Raw genomic sequence first — 19,382 nt, forward strand, 5'->3', positions numbered from 1 at the left:
CCCCAGTGGCGAGGCCATCCACCCCCGCCACCAGCACCCCAGCCAGAGCGGACCGGAACCACTGCGATTGCGTCCGAAGGCAGGTGCGAGCGAAGCGAGAACCTGATCGCGCAGCGAGCCCCTGGGCGAGCCGGAGCGATGCAGCAATCGCAGCAAGGCCCGTTGAAGGAAGGCCGCCTCGCGGCCTGACGCCGAGGGCCTTGCAAAACAAACACGCACGCACGACAGCGCCGGCGCCACCCCCAGAGACGCCGACGCTGTCACGTGCAGGGCGTCTGCGGGAATCATGAGTCCCCCCAGAACGGCGAGCAGTCGCCTTCTCATGATGCGTCCGCAGACGGCCCCAAGGTCCCTTAGCGGGACGTATACGACGCTATCCGGATGGCCGTAATGGCCGTGTAAATCGGCCCAAACGCGGGGCCCAAATCTGGCGGGCTCCCGCGTATCCGCTGGTCAGGGCGCCTGTTCGGGGGCGATGACCTGGAGGGCGCGCGGGAGGACGCGGGCGGTGACGGGCAGGACGCCGGGGAGTTCGCCGTCCGCGCCGTAGGGCAGGGCGCGGCCGGGCGGGCCGGCAAGCTCGATGCGGACCTCCCGGGCGCGCAGGACGTCCACCTGGGGGCGCCGGACGTGCGTTCCGGCCTCGAGTTCGCGCATGACGGCGAAGAAGAGGGGTTTCGGGGCGGCGCGGACGAGGACGACGTCGAGGAGGCCGTCGTCGACGCGGGCGTCGGGGGCGATGTGCTTGTTGAAGCCGTAGTAGCCGGAGTTGGCGGCGACGACGGTGTAGCCGCGGAACCGGTGCTCGGTGCCGTCCGCGGTGACCAGGTAGTCGGCGGGGCGCCAGGCGAGGATGGCGCGCAGGGCGCCGACGTAGTAGGCGGCGGATCCGCGCAGGAGGCGGGACGCGTTGGCGTTGGCGTTCGCGACGGCGTCGACGCCCGCGTAGACGCTGCCGAGGACGGCGGTGCCGTTCGCCTCGACGGCGTCGACGGCGCGCGGCTCGCCGTCGAGGAGGAGGCGGGCGAGGGCGGCGGGTTCGGCCGGGACGCCGAGCTGGCGGGCGAAGTCGTTGCCGCGCCCGGCGGGGACGACGCCGAAGACCGCGCCGGTGCCGGCGAGGGCGCCGCCGACGCGGCCGACCATGCCGTCGCCGCCGACGCCGAGGACGACGCGTCCGGCGGCCGCGGCGGTGCGGGCGAGGTCGGCGGCGTGGTCGAGGCCGCGGCTGTACTCGACGGCGAGGTCGGCGCCGGCGTCGCGGAGGGCGCGGGCGAGCGGGACGAGCGAGGCGGCGGACGCCGCGCCGCCGGCGGCGGGGTTGACGACGGCGGTGAAGGCGCGCGGCACGGTCACTCCCCGGCCGGGGGGATCAGGACGCCGGGGTTGAGGATCCCGGCGGGGTCGAGGCGGTCCTTGACGGCGCGCAGGACGGCGGCGCCGAGGGAGCCGATCTCGCGTTCGTACCAGTCGCGGTGGTCGGTGCCGACGCCGTGGTGGTGGCTGATCGTGCCGCCCGCGTCGATGATCGCGTCGTTGGCGGCGCGCTTCGCCTTGTCCCAGTGCGGGAGGGGGTCGTCGCCCTGGGCGGAGACGACCGTGAAGTAGAGGGACGCGCCCGCGGGGTAGACGTGCGAGATGTGGCACATGACGAGGGGCGGGGTGCCGGAGCCGGCCAGCGTGCCGATGAGCGCGTTCCGGACGGCCTCGTAGAGGTCGGGGATCCGCGACCAGAAGCCGGCGGTCTCCAGCGTCTCGACGAACGCGCCGACGTCCAGGAGGGCGTCGCGCAGGTAGGGGGCGTCGAAGCGGCCGCGCTCCCATTTCTCGCCGGGCGCGGTGCCGAGGGGTTCGCCGCCCGCGGCGCGGAGCGCGTCGGCGGCGCGGGCGCGCCGGTCGGCGACCTGCGCGGCGGTGCCCTCGAAGCCGAGGACGGCGAGGCAGCCGGCGGTGGCGCCGGAGCCGATCGCGGCCGGGTCGGCGAGCCCGATCATGGTCTCGGTCTCGTCCGAGAGGCGCAGGACGGCGGGGACGGGGCCGTCCTGGGCGAGGCGGCGGAGCGCGGCGGCCCCTTCGGCGAACGTCGGGAACCGCCATCCCTCGTAGGCGCGCTCCTCGGGGGCGGGGTGGATCCGGACGGTCACCGCGGTGATCACGCCGAAGGCGCCCTCGGAGCCGAGGACGAGCTGGCGCAGGTCGGGCCCGGCGGCGGACTTGGGGGCGCGGCCGAGGTCGAGGGTGCCTTCGGGGGTGGCGACGGTGAGCCCGAGGACCATGTCGTCGAAGCGGCCGTACCCGGCGGACGCCTGCCCGCTGGACCGCGCGGCGGCGAATCCGCCGATCGTCGCCCACTCGTACGACTGGGGGAAGTGGCCGAGCGTGTACCCGTGCTCGGCGAGCAGGGCTTCGGCGTCGGGCGCCCGCAGTCCGGGCAGCAGGACGGCGGTGCGGGACTCGCGGTCGATCGAGCGGAGGCCGGCCATCCGGCGCAGGTCGAGGGCGACGAACCGGTCGGCGCGCTGCGGCGCGAGCCCGCCGACGACGGAGGTGCCGCCGCCGAAGGGGACGACGGCGATCCGGTGGGCGGCGCAGGCGCGCAGGACCGCGAGGACCTCGTCGTGCCCGCCGGGCAGGACGACCGCGTCGGGCGCGGCGGACGTCTCGCCGGCGCGGACGCGCATCAGGTCGGGCGTCGACTTGCCGCGGGTGTGCCGGACGCGGGTCTCGGCGTCGGTGCGGACGTGCCGGGCGCCGCCGGCGGCCGCGGCGAGCGCGGCGAGTTCGGCGGCGTCCAGCCGGGGCTCTGCGGGGACGATCCCGGCGAGGTCCACGGGGCGCGCGTCGCGGGTCCGCACGCCGAGCATGTCCCGCAGCAGCCCGACGACGGGTTCGGGCAGCGGCGCCGCCCGGTCGGGGTCCCCCCAGCCGCTCCACCGCATGTCGCGCGCGTCCACCCTGCCTCCCGGCTCGTCGTTCCGTGTGTCTTACACTGTGACACATGACGTCGAACCGTCACAATGGGAGCGGCGCCCGGACCGCCGACGACACCGTCCTGGACGCCGCCCGCGACTGCGTCCTCGCGGTCGGCGTGCGCCGGACGACGCTGACCGACATCGCCCGCCGCGCCGGCGTCTCGCGGATGACGCTGTACCGCCGCTGGCCGGACGTCCGCACGATCGTCGCCGACCTGATGACCCGCGAGTGGGTGCGGATCGGCGCCGCCGTGCAGCCGCCCGACGACGGCCGCCCGGTGCGCGGGCGGCTGGTGGACGGCCTGGTCGAAGGCGTCCGCGCGTTCCGCGCGCACCCGCTGCTCCGCAAGATCGTCGACGTGGACCCCGAGCTGCTGCTCCCCTACGTCCTCGACCGCCTCGGCGCCAGCCAGCGGGCGTTCCTGGAGCTGTTCGAGGAGGCGATCACCGCGGGGCACGCCGACGGGACGATCCGTCCCGGCCACCCCGCGCGGCAGGCGCGCGCGCTGCTGCTGGTCGTCCAGTCCTACGGGCTGTCCGGCCGCACCGTGATCGACGAGGACGACCCCGAGCTGGGGGCGGCCGCGTTCGACGCCGAGCTGCGCGACGCCCTCGACCGGCTGCTCGCCCCGTGACCGCCGTCCCGTCCGCACCGCGCACCGCGCGAGGCCGGCGCCTCGACCGCAGCACCGCACGTTGGAGAGGGCTCCCCACATGACCAATGCACCCGGACGATCGTCGCTGAACCGGGAGCGGCGCGCGCGCGAGCTCGCGGCGCTGCCCGGCGAGGTCGTGGACGTCCTGGTCGTCGGGCTCGGCGCCACGGGGGCCGGGGCCGCGCTGGACGCGGCGTCGCGGGGGCTGTCGGTCGCCGCGATCGACGCGCACGACCTGGCGTTCGGGACGTCGCGGTGGAGCTCGAAGCTGATCCACGGCGGGCTGCGCTACCTGGCGTCCGGGCAGGTGGACGTGGCGTACGAGAGCGCGGTCGAGCGGGGGACGCTGCTGACCCGGACGGCCCCGCACCTGGTGGCCGCGCAGCCGTTCGTCCTGCCGCTGACGCCGCTGGTGCCGCGCACGCACGCGCTGGTGTCCCGGGCCGGGCTGCACGCCGGGGACGCGCTGCGAAGGGCCGCGGGCACGCCGCGGTCGGCGCTGCCGCGCTCCCGCCGGCTGTCGGCGGTGGAGACGCTGCGGGCCGCGCCCGCGCTGCGCCGGCTGGGGCTGCGCGGCGGGCTGCTGTCCTGGGACGGGCGGCTCGCCGACGACGCGCGCCTGGTCACGGCCATCGCGCGGACGGCGGCCGCGCACGGCGCCCGGATCCTCACCCGGTGCCGCGCGGTCGCGCTGGCCGGTGACGGTGCGCTCGTCCGCGACGAGGAGACCGGGCGGGAGTTCACCGTCCGGGCGCGCGCCGTGGTCAACGCCGCCGGCGTGTGGGCGGGCGGCCTCGTGGACGGGGTGCGGCTGCGGCCGTCGCGCGGGACGCACCTGGTGGTGCGGCCGGAGGCGCTGCCGGGGCGGGCGGGGATGCAGATCCCGGTGCCGGGCGAGTTCGGCCGGTTCCTGCTCGTGCTGCCGCAGGAGGACGGCCGGGTCTACGTGGGGCTGACGGACGAGCCCGCCGACGGGCCGATCCCCGACGTGCCCGAGCCGTCGCCCGGCGAGATCGGGTTCCTGCTGGACGTGCTGGGCGCGGCGCTCGAGGTACCGGTGCGGCCGGCGGACGTGGTCGGCGCGTTCGCCGGGCTGCGCCCCCTGCTGGACACGGGCGCGGGCGGGGGGACGGCCGACCTGTCGCGGCGGCACGCGGTGCTGACCTCGCGGGACGGGGTGGTGACGGTCGTCGGCGGCAAGCTGACCACCTACCGGCGGATGGCGCAGGACGCCGTGGACGCCGCCGCGGCGGCCCGCGGGCTCGCGGCCGGGCCGTGCCGCACCGCGCGGATCCCGCTGGTCGGGGCGGCGCCGCCGGACCGGCTCGCGCGGCTGGACGCGCCGCAGCGGCTCGTCCGCCGGTACGGGGCGGAGGCCCCGCTGCTCGCGGCGCTCGGCGCGGACGATCCGGCGATGCTGGAGCCCGTGGTCCCGGGGCTGCCGGTGCTGGGCGCCGAGCTGGCGTGGGCCGTCCGGCACGAGGGGGCGCTGGACGCGGGCGACGTCCTGGACCGCCGGACCCGCATCGGGCTCGTGGCCGCCGACCGGGCGGCCGCGCTCCCGGCGGCCGAGGCGCTGACCAGGGCCTCCACCGGGTGAGGGGGCGGCCCCGGCGGGTATGGGGTTCCCCACCATCGCTGGCCCCCCGGAGCTCTGTTAGGTTAACCTAACCTAATCGGCTGAGATCGGCGGGGGGTTCTCTTTGACGCGCGGCAAGGGCTGCGGGCACTGCCCGGGCAGTCACACCGGCGAGCGGCCGTGCCTGGCGAGCGCCACGGCGAAGGCCCGCTCCTGGCTGCTCATCGAGCACCCGGGCCCGTGGCCGGAGCGCGTCGAGGACATCGCCGGGCCGGCGCCGGTCGCGCGGGCCGTGCGCGCCGCGCTGCGCGCGGGCGTCCGGCCGCAGCTCATCCGCCGGACCGGCCGCCGCCGCGCGATCCCCCCGATGCAGGTGTACGCGGCGTTCTCCGAGGGCGGCCGGGTCTGGGCGGAGGGGCGCAAGCTCGCCGACCCGGAGGAGCTGGCCGCCCTCGATCTGGACGCCCTCGCCGCGGGGCGCTCGCCGGGGCTGGGGGCGCCCGTCGCCGACCCCGTCCTGCTGGTGTGCACGCACGGCAAGCGCAACGCGTGCTGCGCGCGCACGGGCGCGCCGCTCGCGCGCTCGCTGGCGTCACGTTTCGGGCCGCTCGTCTGGGAAACCACCCATGTCGGCGGTGACCGATTCGCGGCGAACCTGGTATGTCTCCCCCACGGCTTCTACTACGGCGACCTCGGCGAGACCGAGGCGGTCGCCGCGGTGGACGCGTACCTGCGGGGCGAGATCGTCCTGGAGCGGCTGCGCGGACGCGCCGGGACCCCCGAGCCCGCGCAGGCCGCGGAGCACTTCGTCCGGGCCCACACCGGACGGCTGGAAGCGGACGCCGTGCACGTGGAATCCCTCACAGGGACGACCCGGTACGAAGCGGTGGTCACCGTTCAGGGGAGCCGTTACCGGGTCGCCTTCGAGGCCGTTCAGCAGTCGGCCCCGTGCGGCCCCGACTGCGGGGAGAACCTGGAAACCTACATTGTTAGGGACCTCACCCTTCTCAACGCGGCGGCCCTCGTGTAATCTCTCGGAGGTCCCTTTAGAGGGCATCCGTGTCGCACGTCCCCAGGATTCCGGAGTAACCGGACGGGGAACAGAGCGGCAACTCCAGACGTTGGACCATTCGGCGCTTCGCTTCTGACTCTCGTCATGTGAAGCACGTCGAGCGTCCATGTCCTTTGCTCAGTACGAAACCAATCAAGGTGGGTGTTCCATGGCTCAGGTACGTCGGCAGGCAAACCTCCCTCGTCCCAGCTGGGGCTGGCAGGACGCCGCGGCGTGCCGGGGGGAAGACCTCGTCCTCTTCTTCGGTCCCGACGGCGAGCGCCAGCCCGAGCGCGAGATTCGCGAGCGCAAGGCCAAGCAGATCTGCATGGGCTGCCCGGTCCGCACGGAGTGCCTGGACTACGCGGTGTCCCGGCCCGAGAAGTACGGCACGTGGGGCGGCCTCAACGAGGACGAGCGCGCGTCCGAGCGCCGGCGCCGCATGCGTCGCGCCAACGCCGCCTAGCCGACCGCGCACAGGGCGGCGAACCCCTGCAGGACCAGCCGCCCCAACGCTCCCAGAACCACCCCGGCACGCCACCGAGATAAACGACACGGCCCCGCACCGGCGGGGCCGTTTGCGTTGCCCGTACCCGGTCCCGATGGACCGGGTACGGGCGTTTGCGTCACCCTTGCACCGTTCCGCCGTTCCCGAATTGCCGGGCGGTCGCCTTTTACCGCATCGAACGGCACCGCGTTAGCAATTTCCCGGAATTCACCGCGCTCCATTGTGGGGCGTGGTAGAGCGCCCGGCGCGTTCCAGCCAGCCGGTCACGTCGCGGTCGGTGAGCTGACCGAAGTCCCGGTACCACTGCCCGACGGCGCGGAAGTCCCAGGGCGCCGCCGGCACCACGAGGAGGTCCACCTCCGCCTCCAGCCGCCGCACGGTCTCCGCGGCCCCCACCGGCACCGCCAGCGCCAGCCGCGACGGGCCCCGCTCCCGCAGCGCCCGCACGGCCGCGCGGGCCGTCCCGCCGGTCGCCAGGCCGTCGTCGACCACCACGACCGGGCGTCCGGACGTCTCCGGCAGCGGCCGCCCGCCCCGGTACGCCGCCACCCGGCGGTCCAGTTCCGCCCGCTCGGCGGCCACCGTGTCCGCCAGGTCCTCCTCGGTGAGCCCGAGCCGGGCCAGCAGCCCGGCGTCGAACACCGGCGAGCCGCCCTCCGCGATCGCGCCCACGCCCAGCTCCGGCTGCGGCGGGTAGCCGATCTTGCGGGTCACCAGGACGTCCAGCGGCGCGTCCAGCCGCCGCGCGATCTCGTAGCCCACCGGGACGCCGCCGCGCGGCAGCGCCAGCACCGCGGCGCCCTCCAGCCCCAGCGGCGCCAGCCGCTCGGCGAGCACCCGGCCCGCCTCGGTCCGGTCCGCGTACGGGAGCCGGACCGTCTCCTCCCGCTGGATCTCCTCGCGCGTCCTGTTCCTCGTCCTGTCCCAGGGCATCGCGCACACCCCCTCCGGGGTCGCTTGCACCTTCACCCCGGAGCCCTACCCGCTCAGCGCGGTTCTGTCAGGCGGACAGCCACCTGAGCGGGTTGTCGCGCAGGATCCCGTCGAGGGTCGCGTCGTCGGCGCCGGCGGCGCGCAGCGCGGGCAGGAACGTCTCGAACAGGTAGCCGTAGCCGGCGCCGCCGTAGCGGGCGACCTGCGTCATGCGGGACACGCCGGTGCTCAGCAGCACCCGGTCGGCGTGCCCGGCGTCGAGCATGTCCATGACGGCGCGGACGCGGGCGCCGAGGGCGGCGTGGTCGTCCCCCGCCAGGCCCAGCGTCCCGAACGAGACGTACGCGCCCGCCTCGGCGATCTTGCGGTGCTGGCCGGGGTCGTCCACCCGGTCCTGCTGGCCGACGGCGACCCGGTCGGGCGCCAGCCCGGCGGTGGTGAGGATCTCGAGCTGGGCGAGGCCCGCCCGGCCGTAGGTGGCGACCGGCAGCCCGGAGTAGCGGGCGGCGCGGGCCGCGGCCCGCAGGCACAGCTCCTCGGCCTCGGTGGGCGCCTCGCCCCAGGTGCCGATCTCGCCGATGACGCCGGGCAGCGCGTTCGTCCCGTCCATGCCGAAACCGATCTCGGCGAGCAGCCGCTCGGCCAGCCGGTCCACCGCGGAGGGGCCGCCGCCGGACTCCCCGGCGGCCAGCGCCTCGCGGACGAACGCGGGGTGGAACGGCTCGGTGAAGACGCCGGTCGCGGCGACCACCGCGACCCGGGAGGCGGCCGCGACGCGGGCCAGCGACGCGGCGTCGCGGCCCATGCCCGAGCAGGTCAGGTCGACGACGAGGCCGAGGCCCCGGTCCGCGCGCAGCGCGGCCAGCTCGTGCTTGACGGCCTTCTCCTCGTCGAGCCAGCGGCGCGGGTCCGAGCCGACCAGCGCGGGACGCGCCGGCCACCGCAGGTCGAGCCGCAGATGCTCGTGGGAGAGCACGGGGCCGGTGATGTCGGACGTCGCGATCGTGCCGGTCACGGTCCGGATCCGGCGGGTCTCCTCACCAAGGGTCATGTACGCCGAGGTTACGACATGTTTAGCCTTTTCATGGGTTTAACCGGAGGAGTTTTTACCCTCCGCCCCGTCACTCTCACCTGCGCCGTCACCCGCGTCCCCGTCCCCGCGGGCGTCCCGGACGGCCCGCGCCCGGGCCGTCCCCGCGCTGGGCCACAGCCGGTCGATCTCCGCGTTCAGCGCCGCGCCGATCAGCACCGCGAACGCCGCCACGTAGAGCCAGGCGAGCACGGCGATCGCCGCCGCGAGCGACCCGTACACCGACACCCCGCGCAGCGACCCCGCCAGGTACAGCCGCAGCGAGAAGCTGCCCGCGATCCAGATCAGCAGCGCCAGCACCGCGCCCGGCACCTCCCGGTACCAGGCCGTCCGCACGGGGACGCTCATGTGGTAGAGCAGCGCGAGGAACACGATCGACAGCGTCACGACGACCGGCCAGTACAGGATCCGGACGAACTCGGCGCTCTCCGGCAGCGCGTGCAGCACCAGCGTCGGCCCCAGCACCAGCAGCGGGATGACGACGATCATCACCAGCAGCCCGACGAGGTACAGGAAGAACGCGCGCAGCCGCGTCCGGATCATCCCGCGGATGCCCGACAGCCCGTACGCGATCGTGATCGTGTCGACGTACACGTTCGTCGCCCGCGACCCCGCCCACAGCGAGATCAGGTACCCGATCGACACGATGTTGGCGTTGCCGCCCCGGATCACGTCGTCGAGCAGCGGGACGACCACCGAGTCCACCGACGGCCCGGTCAGCACCGTGCGGGCCTGCTCGATCGCCCAGGAGCGGATCTCGGTGACGGTGCCGGGCCCGAGCGCGCCGCGCAGGTGCCCCATCGTGCCGATCAGCCCGATGACCAGCGGCGGCAGCGACAGCAGCGCGAAGAACGCCGCCTCGGCCGCGAGCCCGGTGACCCGGTGCCGGAACGCGGCGGCGGTCGTCCCCTTGACCAGCAGCCACGCCACCCGGGGGGCGGCCGCCGCCCCGCGCCGCACGCGCCGGAGCAGCCCGGCCCGCCGCCCCGGCCCGGGGCCTTCGCTCGGTTCCGCGTCCCCGCTCGGCGGGGCGTCCTCGGCATCGGAGACGGTCGTCACACCGCCTCACCGTAGGGCGCCCGCCGTCCGTGACGTCCGGGACCGCCCGTTCCGCGGCTGCGCTGCGCGCGTCGCACGACACCCCCCGTTCGGCCGCTCGTCCCGTCCCGTTCCCCGGCCCCCCACTCTGACGCACCCGGGCGCCGCCCCGCCCAAGATCATCGCAGCGCCGCCGGCCGCCGTCCCGGACCGCCGCCCGGCCGGGCGAGCCGCCCGGCCCGTCCGGCCGTCCGGCGGGTCCGGTGGGAGGGTGGCGCGAGGCACACCGGGAACGGGGGGTGAGCATCGCCCGTCATCGGGAACAATGGGAACCGTGATATGCGAGTCGTGCCGTGAGCGCCGCCACGAGGAATGCCGTGGCGGCACCTGGTGCGACTGCCAGCACCGGGACGGCCCCGCGACGCGTGCGACGACGACGTCCGGCACGCGCGACGACGCGCGGGGCGGACCGAGCCCGGAAGCCGGCGAGGACGCCGGGAAGAGCGAGCCGGCCGTGAACTGGCGGCGGCAGGGGTGAAACGATGACTCTTCTCACGCGTCCGCATCCCGGACGTAACTGGACAGGCCGTGAGACGGCATGTCAGAGTTCGGGTATGACTGCTGCGGACCCGTTGCTGGCCAAGCGCCGGCACGTCGACTTCCTCCGCGTCCGCAGCGCGATCTGTCGGTGACGCCCCGACCACGCCCCCGTTCCGCTCCAGCCGGGCGCGTGGTGCATCGGCATCACCTTTGACCTCTCCTGCTCAGCGTCGAGCCGGCCGAACGAGACTGCCGGTGCGCTACGCGTCCCTCACGACCACAGATGAGGACGCGCGCCGTGCCACCCGCGATCAAGCGCAAGAAGGGCGAGGGCCAGTGGGCCCTCGGCTACCGGGAACCGCTCAACAAGAACGAAGAGAACAAGAAGAACGACGACGGGCTCAACGTCCGTCAGCGGATCATCGACATCTACTCGAAGACCGGCTTCGACTCGATCGACCCCGCCGACCTGCGGGGGCGGTTCCGCTGGATGGGCCTCTACACCCAGCGCAAGCCGGGCATCGACGGCGGTAGGACCGGGGCCCTCGAGGACGAGGAGCTCGAGGACAAGTACTTCATGATGCGCGTCCGGATCGACGGCGGCCAGCTCAGCGGCCCGCAGCTCCGGACGATCGCCGACATCTCCACGACGTACGCGCGGGGCACCGCCGACATCACCGACCGGCAGAACGTCCAGCTGCACTGGGTGCGGATCGAGGACGTCCCGGCGATCTGGGAGCGGCTCGAGGCGGTCGGCCTGCACACGATCGAGGCGTGCGGCGACACCCCGCGCACGATCATGGGCTGCCCGCTGGCGGGGATCGCCGAGGACGAGGTCATCGACGCGACGCCGCAGCTCCGCGACATCCACGACCGCTACATCGGCTCCCCCGAGTTCTCCAACCTGCCGCGCAAGTACAAGACGACGCTGTCCGGCTGCACGTCGCACTGCACGGTCCATGAGATCAACGACATCGCGTTCGTCGGGGTGCGCAACGACGAGGGCGAGACCGGCTACCAGGTGTTCGTCGGCGGCGGGCTGTCGACGAACCCGATGTTCTCGCAGAGCCTCGGCGTCTTCGTGAAGCCGGAGCAGACGCACGAGGTGTGGCACGGCGTCACCTCGATCTTCCGCGACTACGGCTACCGGCGGCTGCGCAACCGCGCCCGACTGAAGTTCCTCGTCAAGGACTGGGGCGCGGCGAAGTTCCGCGAGGTGCTGGAGAAGGAGTACCTCGGGTACGCGCTGCCGGACGGCCCCGAGCCCGCCGCGCCGCTGCCCAACCGCGACCACGTCGGCATCCGCCGGCAGCAGGACGGCAACTTCTACGTCGGGTTCGCGCCGCGCGCCGGGCGGGTGAACGGCGAGCTGCTCGGCGTCATCGGCGACCTCGCGGAGAAGTACGGGTCGGGCCGGGTCCGCACCACCATCGAGCAGAAGATGGTCATCCTGGACGTCCCGGAGGAGCGGACCGAGGCGCTCGCGGACGAGCTGGCGAAGCACGACCTGCAGGTGCGCCCGTCCACGTTCCGGCGGCAGACGATGGCCTGCACCGGCATCGAGTACTGCAAGCTCGCGATCGTCGACACCAAGCAGCGCGCGATGGACCTGATCGACGACCTGGAGAAGCGGCTGCCCGACTTCGACCAGCCGCTGTCGATCAACGTGAACGGCTGCCCGAACGCCTGCGCCCGCATCCAGGTCGCCGACATCGGCCTCAAGGGCCAGCTCGTCGTGGACGAGAACGGCGACCAGGTCGAGGGCTTCCAGATCCACTTGGGCGGGCAGCTCGGCGCGACGTTCGGCAAGAAGGTCCGCGGGCTGAAGACCACCTCGGCCGCGCTCGGCGACTACATCGAGCGGGTCGTCCGCAACTTCGACGAGCAGCGCACCGACGGCGAGACGTTCGCGGCGTGGGTGCAGCGCGCCGACGACGCGGACCTCAAGTAGGGGCGCCCCCATGAGCGAGCGGATGGCGCCCTTCTACTGCCCCTACTGCGGTGAGGAGAACCTCGAGCCCCGCGCGGACGCGGGCTCGTGGTTCTGCCCCGACTGCGTCCGTTCCTTCACGTTGAAGTTCCTCGGCGTTGGAGCCCCTGGCGCCACCGGAGCCCCCCGCACTACCAAGGAGAACTCCCGGTGACACTCCTGGAGACCGACAGACCGGCACTAGATCTCGAAGACGTCGTCGAATCCGCCGCCGCGGCGCTGGAGGGCGCGCCCACCCTGGAGGTCATCCGGTGGGCCGCCGCCACGTTCGGCGACCGCATCTGCCTCACCTCGTCCATGTCGGACGCGGCCCTGATCCACCTGGTGTCGAAGGTCAAGCCGGGCATCGACGTCCTGTTCGTCGACACCGGCTACCACTTCGCCGAGACGATCGGGACGCGCGACGCGGTCGAGGCCGTCTACCCGGTGAACGTGATCAACGTGACGCCGTCCCGGACGGTCGAGGAGCAGGAGGCGGCGCTCGGCCCGCGGCTGTTCGGCCGCAACCCCGACCTGTGCTGCCACCTGCGGAAGGTGGAGCCGCTCGGCCGCGCCCTGGAGGGGTACATGGCGTGGTTCAGCGGCATCCGGCGGGACGAGACCGCCAGCCGCCGCGACCGCAAGGTCGTGGAGTGGGACCGCAAGCGCGGCATGGTGAAGGTCAACCCGATCCTGGACTGGACCCAGGAGGACATGGACAACTACATCGAGGACAACGGGGTGCTGGTCAACCCCCTGCACTACGACGGCTACCCCTCGATCGGCTGCGCGCCGTGCACCCGTCCGGTCGCGCCCGGCGAGGACCCCCGCAGCGGCCGCTGGGCCGGGCTGGGCAAGACCGAGTGCGGCATCCACCTGTGACGTATCCGACGACCCCGCCGATGGTCGCGGTCGCGCACGGGAGCCGGGACCCCCGTGCCGCCGCGACCGTCGCCGAGCTGCTCCGCGCCGTCCGGATCCGCCGTCCGGACGTGCCGGTGCTGCCGTCGTTCCTGGACCACGGCCCGCCCGCGCCCGACCGGGTGCTGGAGGGGCTCGTCCGGGACGGCGCGGCGGACGGCGACGGGACGGAGGCGGTGGTGCTGCCGCTGCTCCTCACCGCCGCGTACCACAGCAAGACCGACATCCCGGGCGTGCTGGCGCGGGTGCGGTCCCGGCGTCCGCGGCTGCGGCTGCACACGGCCGGGACCCTGGGCCCGCACCCTCTGCTGACGGCCGCGCTGGAGCGGCGGCTCGCCGAGGCGGGCGTGCGGCCCGGCTCCCCCGACACGGCCGTCGTCGTGGTGTCGGCCGGTTCCAGCGACGCGTCCGCGAACGCGACCGTCGCCGCGCTCGCCGACCGCTGGCGGGCCCGCGGCTGGTGGGACGCCGCCGCGGCGTACGCGTCGGCCGCGGGCCCGAAGCCCGGCGAGGCGGTGGCGGCGCTGCGCGAGGCGGGCGCCCCGCGCGTCGTCGTCGCGTCCTACTTCCTGGCGCCGGGGTACTTCACCGACAAGGTCGAGGACGCGGCCCTGTCCGCGGGCGCCGACGCGGTCTCCCCGCCGCTGGGCGCGGCGCCCGAGGTGGCCGAGCTGGTCGTGCGGCGGTACGACGAGGCGCTGCAGGCGGCGCGCGAGGCCACCGCCGTCTAGCCGGCGGCTCCGCCGCCCCGTTATCCGGCTCCGCTATCCGGCCCGGCCGAGGGTCTGCAGGTGGGCGAGGGAGCCGTACCGGGCGACGAGCGCCGCGTACTCGTCCTCGTCGTGGAAGGTCACCGCGCCCGCGCCGAACGCCTTCGCCGTCTCCACCGCGAACCGCGCCGCCGCGGCGATGTCGGTCTCGTGGCTGGCGCCGGTCGCGCAGCCGGGCACGGCGGACGCGGCGGTGACGGCGAGGCCCACGACGGGCGCGTCCGTCGCGGTCGCGGGCTGCAGGATCGAGTTCAGGTGGTAGACCCCGTTGCCGTACGGGGTGATGTCCTGGGTGGTAACCGGGTACGTCACGACCGGCTCGCCGGTGACGACCGCCAGCAGGTTCGCCAGGCCGTCGCTGACCCGCAGGATGTAGCCCTGCTTGACGGTGGGCGACAGCGCCAGCCCCCGGTGGTTGATGATCGTGTTGCCCTTGGTGGTGTCGATCGACAGCACGGCGTCCATGTCGGACGTGACCTCGTGCTCGTTCATGACGGCGATGTCGACCGGCGAGTCCATGAACGGGACCGGGTCGTGCGGCTGCGTGGGGGCGTCCGGGCAGACGTGCGTGGCGATGACGACGTCGCCGTCCAGGACGTCGCCCCGGGAGCGCATCTCCAGCAGCTTCGCCGCCGCCGCGAGCGCCGCGGCCGCACCGTCCCCGTCGGAGGTGAACCCGAGGACCTCGGGGCGGGCCCCGACGCCGCCGAGCCGCCCGACGATGCCGAGCGTGGGGGCGTCCCCGCCCGCGGCGCGGCCCCGCCGGCCCAGGACGCGGACGCGCACGAAGTCGGTGGTGCCCTTGTCGCCGGTGACGGTGACGACCTCCGCGCCGGAGCCCGCGGGCCCCGCGGCGCCGTCGAGCAGCTGGGCAAGGGAGCGGCCGGACGCGGCCGGGTCGTCGAGGCGGTCGATCACGGCGAGGACGTGCTTGAGCATGGGCCTTCCTTGCTGGCGAGGGCGTGTTTCCCCAGGTTGCAACCCTGTTATCGTATAAAGCAACTTTGTCCCGCTATTCGCAACGGGAGCAGGCATGGGCACGGGCTTCGCCGCCGACCGCGACACCCCGCGCGGCCTCCTGCAGACGGCCGACCGCGCGCTGCTCGTCCTCCTCGGCTTCGACCGGCACCGCACCGACTGGGGCGTCACGGAGGTCGCCGAGGAGTTCGGGTGGGACAAGTCCGTCGCCCAGCGGGTGCTCGCGACGCTCGCGCACCGCGGCTTCCTCGTCGCCGACCCCGACACCCGGCGCTACCGCATCGGCCCCGCCGCCCTGCACCTCGGCCGGACGTGGGAGCGCTCGGGCTCGCTGCGCATGCTGGTCACGCCGGTCCTCGCGGACCTGTCGGCGCTGACCGGCGACACCGCGCTGCTGTCGCTCCCGGACGGCTTCCACATCCGGTGCGTCGCGGCGGTCGACGGGGAGGAGGGGCCGCTCCGCTACTACCCGCTGGTCGGCGAGCTGTACCCGGCGCACGCGGGCGCGACCGCCCAGGCGTACTTCGCGTTCGTCCCCGAGGACCGGCGGCGCCGCCTGTTCCGCGACCGTCCGATGGCCCGCTTCACCGACCGCACCCTCACCGACCCGGACGCGCTCGAACGCCGCTTCCACCGCGTCCGCGAACTCGGGTACGCGTTCACGATCGGCGAGTACGACGCCCACGTCGCGACCCTCGCCGTGCCCGTCCGCCTGCACGGGGAGCCGTACGGGAGCCTCAGCCTCGGCGGCCACGAGGACCGCTTCGCGGCCCCGGTGGACCGCCTCCCCCGCCTCCGCCGCGCCGCCGAGCAGGTGGAGCGGCTGCTGACCGGCGCCCGCCGCCACTGAAAGGAGCACTGTGGAACTGCTGCTGCTGTCGAACTCGACGAACCACGGACGCGCCTACCTCGAGCACGCGCTCGACACGGTGACCGCGTTCGTCGGGGCGGGCGCCACGCTCGCGTTCGTCCCGTACGCCCTCGCCGACCACGACGCCTACACCGGCGTCGTCCGGGCGGCCCTCGAACCCCGCGGGATCACCGTCCGGGGCGCGCACGACTCCGGTCTCGACGGCGCGGACGCGGTGTTCGTCGGCGGCGGCAACTCCTTCCGCCTGCTCCGCGACCTCTACCGGACCGGCCTGCGGGACGAGCTGCGCGACGCCGTCCGCGGCGGCCTCCGGTACATGGGCGCGAGCGCCGGGACGAACATGGCGTGCCCCACCCTGCGGACCACGAACGACATGCCGATCGTGCAGCCCCCGAGCTTCGAGACCCTCGGGTTCGTCCCGTTCCAGATAAACCCGCACTACATCGACCCGCGCCCCGGCGACACGCACATGGGCGAGACGCGCGAGCAGCGGCTCGCGGAGTTCCTCGAGTGCAACGACGTGCCGGTCCTCGGCCTGCGCGAGGGCACCTGGCTGCGCTTGTCGGACGGCGCGGCGACGCTCGGCGGCCCCCTCGACGCCCGCCTGTTCCGCCGCGCCGAGGCCCCGCGCGAGCTGCCCGCGGGCGCGGACGTCTCGTTCCTCCTGACCGCCCCCGCCGCCTTCGACGCCTGACCGGCGCCCGTCCGTCCGGGCGCGTTCGACGGGCGGGACGCCGGGTATGCGCGCATTATGGACGAACGCGAATTCTCCGAAGAATCGGGACACGAGCCCAACGAGACGCACGACCGCGCGTTCGCGCCCGTGAACCAGGGGTCGGACGCGCGGGGCCGGACGCGCCCGGGCACGCCCGTCCCGCACTCCGTCCCGGACGGCGAGGAAGCCGAGACGAACGGCGGCGGCACCGAGATCAGCGGCACCGGCACGCCCGGCGTGACCCGCGAGCACCCCGACACCCTCCCGCCGGACGAGCGCGGCGTCACCGAGGCCGAACGCCACGACGACAGCCGCTGACCCCGCCCGGCGGCCGCCCGGACGGTTGCGCCCGCGAACGGTGTCACCGGAGAGGCGCGGCCGCCTTGGCGCTCCGGCCCGGTGCGCCGACCGCCGGCACTCCCCCGGTGCACCGTCTCCTGCGCGCCATCCCGGTTCCGGACGGCGCCGGACGGGTCAGCGCTGCGCGGACGGGCGGACGACGATCTCGTTGACGTCGACGTCGGCCGGCTGCGCGAGGGCGTAGGAGACGGCGGCGGCGATCGCGTCCGGGGCGATCGCGTTCGCCCGGTAGGCGCGCATCGCCGCGGCGGCGCCCGGGTCGGTGATGGAGTCGGCGAGTTCGGAGGTGACGACGCCCGGGGACACGGTGGTCACGCGGATCGAGGGGGCGGACTCCAGGCGGAGGCCCTCGGTGACGGCCCGGGCGGCGTGCTTGGTGCCGCAGTAGACGGCGGCGGTGGGGGTCACCTCGCGGGCGCCGACGCTCGCGATCGTGACGAAGTGGCCGGAGTCCTGCGCGGTGAAGCGGGGCAGGACGGCGGCGATCGAGTGCAGCAGCCCGCGGACGTTCACGTCGATCATCCGGTCCCACTCGTCGACGAGCAGCGCGTCCAGGCGCGACAGCGGCATGACCCCGGCGTTCGCGACCATGGCGTCGACGCGGCCGAAGCGGTCGCAGGCCGTCCGGACGAACGCCTCGACGTCGGCGCGGTCGGTCACGTCCAGGCGCACCGGTTGCAGGCTCCCGGGTTCCGCCGCGGCGCGCCCGGCGAGGTCGTCCAGCCGGTCGGTGCGCCGGGCGCCCGCGACGACGCGGTGCCCGTCACGGGCGAGGCGGGCGGCGACGGCCGCGCCGATCCCGCTGCTGGCCCCGGTCACGAGAATGGTCTTGGTGTCGTTCTGCATGGCCCCGACCCTGCCCGCGCCGGGCGTCCGGCGGCAGTGCGGGCTCTTCCTGGGTGCGGCGCACCCAGGAAGCCCGGAGGGACGCCGCCTAGGCTGGGCGGCATGTCACGCACCGAACTCGGCGCCTACCTCACGGCCCGGCGCGCGCGGATCGCACCGGGCGACGTCGGCCTGCCGAGCACCGGGCACCGGCGGGTGCCGGGGCTGCGCCGCGAAGAGGTCGCGATGCTGGCCGGGGTCAGCGCCGACTACTACGTCCGGCTGGAGCAGGGCCGCGAGCGGACCCCGTCTCCGCAGGTCGCCGACGCCCTCGCGGACGCGCTGCGGCTGGACGGGGACGGCCGGCTGCACCTGTTCCGGCTGGCCGGGCTCGGCCCGCGCGACCGGGGCGCCGCCGTCCCGGCCCGCGTCGACCCGGGCCTGCTGCAGCTGATGAGCGCGTGGCCGAGCAATCCCGCGATCGTCTACAACCGGGCCTACGACGTGCTGGCCTCCAACGCGATCGCGGACGCGCTGTTCCACGACTGGGCGCACTCGCGCAACCTCATGCACGTCGTGTTCACCGACCCGGCGGCGCGGGAGTTCTACCGGGACTGGCGCGACGTGGCGCGGAACTCGGTGGCCGGTTTCCGGCTCGGGCACGGCCGGGCCCCGGACGATCCGCGGGTGCGGCGCGTGCTGGCCGGTCTGCTCGACGCGAGCCCGGAGTTCGCGGAGCTGTGGGCGCGGCACGACGCGCGGGGGAAGGCGCTGGAGGCCAAGCGCTTCGTGCACCGCGACGTCGGCCCGGTGACGCTGACGATGCAGACGTTCGACGTCCGGTCGGCCCCGGGGCAGGAGCTGGTGGTGTACCACGCGGAGCCGGGGTCGGCGAGCGCCGAGGCCCTCGCCCTTCTCGGTTCGCTCGCCGCGACGTCCCGCCGGGGCGGCTGAGCCGTCAGGAGTTGCGGTCGCGCCACCAGGCGGCGATGGCGCGGCGGACGGGGGCGTGGTGCTCGTCGTCGACGATCTTGACGTCGCCCATGACGGCGCGGGCGGTGACGCGGACGACCGGGACGCGGGCGCCGCCGCCGGACTCGCGGACGGCGACCCGGCGGTCGCCGAGGAACGCGTAGCCGTCCAGCTCGACGGCGACCCCGTCCGGCACGATGATCTTCACGTCGCCCATGACGGCGGTCGCCTGCACGCGGACCTCCCCGGTGGGCACCTGGGCGCCGCGCAGGTCGAGCTCGACGTCGCCCATCACCGACACGGCCTCCAGCGGCTCGTCGATGCGGCCGACGATGCGCTCCCGGCAGTCCCCCATGATCGCGCTGAACCGGCGCTTCACCTGGGGCGGGGCGGGCTCGGCGCCGGGGGCGCCCATGCCCGGCAGGTCGGCGGTGATCCGCTCCAGGTCGTCGCGGGACACCGCCGCGTACGCGGCCTCGGTCCGCTCGGTGAGCTCCTCGAACGTGAGCCGGCCCTCGACGGACGCGACCCGCAACCGCTCGACCACCGCCTCCCGCTCGGCGTCGGACGCGCGGACGCCGAGCGGGAGGCGGTGGTCGAGCGGTTGCGGGTCGCGTCCGTCGAGGGCCGGCTC

Annotated in this window: 20 protein-coding genes; 12 read left to right on the plus strand and 8 right to left on the minus strand. The window is 74.8% G+C overall.

All coding sequences use genetic code 11. The annotated features are described in order from the left end of the window. Window positions 1-453: 453 nt before the first annotated feature. Window positions 454-1,350 carry a diacylglycerol/lipid kinase family protein gene (locus DMH08_RS31085; RefSeq protein WP_233617914.1) on the minus strand — a complete coding sequence of 299 codons (897 nt, stop codon included), beginning with the start codon at window positions 1,348-1,350 and terminating at the stop codon, window positions 454-456. A 2-nt stretch (window positions 1,351-1,352) separates the two neighbouring features. Beyond that, window positions 1,353-2,939 carry an FAD-binding oxidoreductase gene (locus tag DMH08_RS31090; RefSeq protein WP_125619540.1) on the minus strand — a complete coding sequence of 529 codons (1,587 nt, stop codon included), beginning with the start codon at window positions 2,937-2,939 and terminating at the stop codon, window positions 1,353-1,355. A 59-nt stretch (window positions 2,940-2,998) separates the two neighbouring features. Between DMH08_RS31090 and DMH08_RS31095 the strand changes: the two genes are divergently transcribed. The 4 genes from DMH08_RS31095 to DMH08_RS31110 all read left to right on the plus strand — a co-directional run bounded on the left by DMH08_RS31095 (window position 2,999) and on the right by DMH08_RS31110 (window position 6,724). Next, window positions 2,999-3,607 (plus strand): TetR/AcrR family transcriptional regulator, encoded by a 609-nt coding sequence (locus DMH08_RS31095; protein ID WP_026400475.1) that lies wholly within the window; start codon window positions 2,999-3,001, stop codon window positions 3,605-3,607. 79 nt (window positions 3,608-3,686) lie between these two features. Next, complete coding sequence (locus DMH08_RS31100; RefSeq protein ID WP_125619524.1) at window positions 3,687-5,228, plus strand: glycerol-3-phosphate dehydrogenase/oxidase; 1,542 nt, start codon at window positions 3,687-3,689, stop codon at window positions 5,226-5,228. 103 nt (window positions 5,229-5,331) lie between these two features. After that, window positions 5,332-6,237: a sucrase ferredoxin gene (locus DMH08_RS31105; RefSeq protein WP_125619526.1), complete on the plus strand. Its 906-nt coding sequence runs from the start codon at window positions 5,332-5,334 to the stop codon at window positions 6,235-6,237. Window positions 6,238-6,427: 190 nt separating this feature from the next. Beyond that, on the plus strand, window positions 6,428-6,724 hold the full coding sequence (locus tag DMH08_RS31110; RefSeq protein ID WP_021600082.1) for a WhiB family transcriptional regulator: 297 nt from the start codon (window positions 6,428-6,430) through the stop codon (window positions 6,722-6,724). Window positions 6,725-6,973: 249 nt separating this feature from the next. Here the strand turns inward: DMH08_RS31110 and DMH08_RS31115 are convergent, their stop codons facing one another. The 3 genes from DMH08_RS31115 to DMH08_RS31125 form a co-directional block, all read right to left on the minus strand. Further along, window positions 6,974-7,699 carry a phosphoribosyltransferase gene (locus DMH08_RS31115; protein ID WP_125619528.1) on the minus strand — a complete coding sequence of 242 codons (726 nt, stop codon included), beginning with the start codon at window positions 7,697-7,699 and terminating at the stop codon, window positions 6,974-6,976. Between the two features lie 67 nt (window positions 7,700-7,766). Continuing rightward, complete coding sequence (locus DMH08_RS31120) at window positions 7,767-8,750, minus strand: phosphotriesterase family protein (protein WP_026400478.1); 984 nt, start codon at window positions 8,748-8,750, stop codon at window positions 7,767-7,769. A 39-nt stretch (window positions 8,751-8,789) separates the two neighbouring features. Further along, the gene (locus tag DMH08_RS31125; RefSeq protein WP_125619529.1) at window positions 8,790-9,848 is read right to left on the minus strand and encodes a YihY/virulence factor BrkB family protein; all 1,059 of its coding nucleotides are present in this window, start codon (window positions 9,846-9,848) and stop codon (window positions 8,790-8,792) included. An 802-nt stretch (window positions 9,849-10,650) separates the two neighbouring features. Between DMH08_RS31125 and DMH08_RS31130 the strand changes: the two genes are divergently transcribed. The 4 genes from DMH08_RS31130 to DMH08_RS31145 are packed head-to-tail and all read left to right on the plus strand — an operon-like array spanning window position 10,651 to window position 13,988. Then, window positions 10,651-12,318 carry a nitrite/sulfite reductase gene (locus DMH08_RS31130; protein ID WP_199748095.1) on the plus strand — a complete coding sequence of 556 codons (1,668 nt, stop codon included), beginning with the start codon at window positions 10,651-10,653 and terminating at the stop codon, window positions 12,316-12,318. 10 nt (window positions 12,319-12,328) lie between these two features. Beyond that, on the plus strand, window positions 12,329-12,511 hold the full coding sequence (locus DMH08_RS31135) for an Insertion element protein (RefSeq protein WP_125619533.1): 183 nt from the start codon (window positions 12,329-12,331) through the stop codon (window positions 12,509-12,511). Beyond that, on the plus strand, window positions 12,508-13,218 hold the full coding sequence (locus DMH08_RS31140; protein WP_026400481.1) for a phosphoadenylyl-sulfate reductase: 711 nt from the start codon (window positions 12,508-12,510) through the stop codon (window positions 13,216-13,218). Before DMH08_RS31135 ends, DMH08_RS31140 begins: the two co-directional genes overlap by 4 nt. Window positions 13,219-13,238: 20 nt before the next feature. Continuing rightward, window positions 13,239-13,988: a sirohydrochlorin chelatase gene (locus tag DMH08_RS31145; protein WP_125619542.1), complete on the plus strand. Its 750-nt coding sequence runs from the start codon at window positions 13,239-13,241 to the stop codon at window positions 13,986-13,988. A 33-nt stretch (window positions 13,989-14,021) separates the two neighbouring features. On the opposite strand, the gene DMH08_RS31150 is transcribed toward DMH08_RS31145, so the two are convergent. After that, a complete protein-coding gene (locus DMH08_RS31150) occupies window positions 14,022-14,966 on the minus strand; it encodes a DUF1177 domain-containing protein (RefSeq protein ID WP_125619534.1) in 945 nt (314 codons plus the stop codon). Between the two features lie 94 nt (window positions 14,967-15,060). Between DMH08_RS31150 and DMH08_RS31155 the strand changes: the two genes are divergently transcribed. The 3 genes from DMH08_RS31155 to DMH08_RS31165 are packed head-to-tail and all read left to right on the plus strand — an operon-like array spanning window position 15,061 to window position 16,909. Then, window positions 15,061-15,855, plus strand: a complete 795-nt coding sequence (locus DMH08_RS31155; protein WP_026400484.1) for an IclR family transcriptional regulator — start codon at window positions 15,061-15,063, stop codon at window positions 15,853-15,855. A 10-nt stretch (window positions 15,856-15,865) separates the two neighbouring features. Further along, window positions 15,866-16,570 (plus strand): dipeptidase PepE, encoded by a 705-nt coding sequence (pepE, locus tag DMH08_RS31160; RefSeq protein ID WP_125619536.1) that lies wholly within the window; start codon window positions 15,866-15,868, stop codon window positions 16,568-16,570. Window positions 16,571-16,627: 57 nt separating this feature from the next. Beyond that, window positions 16,628-16,909, plus strand: a complete 282-nt coding sequence (locus tag DMH08_RS31165; protein ID WP_026400486.1) for a hypothetical protein — start codon at window positions 16,628-16,630, stop codon at window positions 16,907-16,909. Window positions 16,910-17,065: 156 nt separating this feature from the next. Here the strand turns inward: DMH08_RS31165 and DMH08_RS31170 are convergent, their stop codons facing one another. Then, complete coding sequence (locus DMH08_RS31170) at window positions 17,066-17,797, minus strand: SDR family oxidoreductase (protein WP_125619538.1); 732 nt, start codon at window positions 17,795-17,797, stop codon at window positions 17,066-17,068. A 102-nt stretch (window positions 17,798-17,899) separates the two neighbouring features. Here DMH08_RS31170 and DMH08_RS31175 point away from each other — a divergent pair, with 102 nt between their 5' ends. Further along, on the plus strand, window positions 17,900-18,730 hold the full coding sequence (locus tag DMH08_RS31175) for a helix-turn-helix transcriptional regulator (protein WP_199748096.1): 831 nt from the start codon (window positions 17,900-17,902) through the stop codon (window positions 18,728-18,730). A 4-nt stretch (window positions 18,731-18,734) separates the two neighbouring features. Here DMH08_RS31175 and DMH08_RS31180 read toward each other — a convergent pair. Further along, window positions 18,735-19,382, minus strand: a 648-nt coding sequence (locus tag DMH08_RS31180) for a DUF1707 SHOCT-like domain-containing protein (protein ID WP_233617915.1), incomplete at its 5' end; no start/stop codon positions are given.

Source organism: Actinomadura sp. WAC 06369 (genome assembly GCF_003947565.1).
In the GTDB taxonomy this organism is placed as follows: Bacteria; Actinomycetota; Actinomycetes; order Streptosporangiales; family Streptosporangiaceae; genus Spirillospora; species Spirillospora rifamycini.